This is a genomic window from Streptomyces sp. NPDC058964, from assembly GCF_042741275.1.
In the GTDB taxonomy this organism is placed as follows: Bacteria; Actinomycetota; Actinomycetes; order Streptomycetales; family Streptomycetaceae; genus Streptomyces.
Genome location: NZ_JBHYKH010000679.1, coordinates 1 through 1280 on the forward strand (window position 1 = coordinate 1; position 1280 = coordinate 1280).

General features: G+C 70.5%; 1 protein-coding gene and 1 pseudogene. Both read left to right on the forward strand.

The window, feature by feature from the left end; genetic code table 11:
- The coding region (locus tag ACFW2E_RS42840) for a S8 family serine peptidase (RefSeq protein WP_384476393.1) at positions 1–726 on the forward strand (726 nt) is incomplete at its 5' end.
- Positions 727–882: 156 nt separating this feature from the next.
- Positions 883–1280: pseudogene (locus ACFW2E_RS42845) on the forward strand (hypothetical protein); the annotation flags it as partial.

Consider the following 1280-nt stretch of genomic DNA (forward strand, 5'->3'; position numbering starts at 1 on the left):
TGCGGCTTAATGTGGGCGGCCGAGCACCACGACGACGTGACCAACAACAGCTATTACACCGACCCGTGGTACTTCAACTGCAAGGACGACCCGGACCAGAAGGCGCTCGTCGACGCCATCACCCGGGCCTCCCGGTACGCGGAGAAGAAGGGCACGGTCAACGTCGCGGCGGCGGGCAACGAGAGCTACGACCTGGACTCCGACACGATCACCGACCCGGTCTCCCCGAACGACGGCACCCCGTCGGACCGGGTGATCGACCCGCACAAGTGCTACGACATACCGACCCAGCTGCCGGGTGTCGTGACGGTCGCGGCGACCGGAGCCAAGGGCCTCAAGTCGTCGTTCTCCAACTACGGCTACGGCGTCATCGACATCGCCGCGCCCGGCGGCGACTCGACGGCCTACCAGAAGCCCGAGCCCCCGGCGACGAGCGGCCTCATCCTGGGCCCGCTGCCGGGCGGCAAGTGGGGCTACATGGCCGGCACCTCGATGGCGACGCCGCACGTGGCGGGTGTGGCCGCGTTGATCAAGTCAACTCATCCGCACGCCCCCGCCGCCCTGGTGAAGGCGCTGCTGTACGCGGAGGCCGACGCCACGCCGTGCACGGACCCGTACGACATCAACGGCGACGGCAAGGTCGACGCCGTGTGCAAGGGTCCGAAGAACTACAACGGGTTCTACGGCTTCGGCACGGCAGACGCGCTGGCCGCGGTGACCAGGTAGGACCTTGATCCAGGTGAGCGGGCCGGGCGGGCGTCCGGCCCGCTCACCTGTGCACGCGGCCGGGCGCACGTCGGTGCTCCGTTTCGCGGCGTCCGTGCGGTTGAGCCGAAGCAGCCGCCTCCAAGGTTGATTGAGTCAATACTGCATAGTGCAGTCATGACAGAAATCAAGTTCGCATGGGACGCGGTGGGCGGCGACCCCGCTCTGCGCTCGCGGGTGTCCACCGTCGTACGCCGGGGAGCGCTCGAGTCGAAGCTGCCCGTACGCGAGCTCGCGCGGGCTTGTGTGGCAGCCTGCGCGCTGGCCGCCGCCGAACTGGGGGCGCGGCGGGCCGGGCTCCCCGAGGTGCCCGCGGTCCGGGTGGACGACGCGGCGGTCGCGGCCGCCTTCCACAGCGAGCGGCTGCTGCGGGTGGACGGGCGGGCGCCGGAATCCTTCGCGCCGGTCTCGGGCACCCCGTTGATGCCTGCCGCCGGGCTGCGAGTGCTGGACATGACGCGGGTCCTCGCGGGCCCGGTCGACACCCGCACGCTCGCCCTGGTCGGCGCGGACTT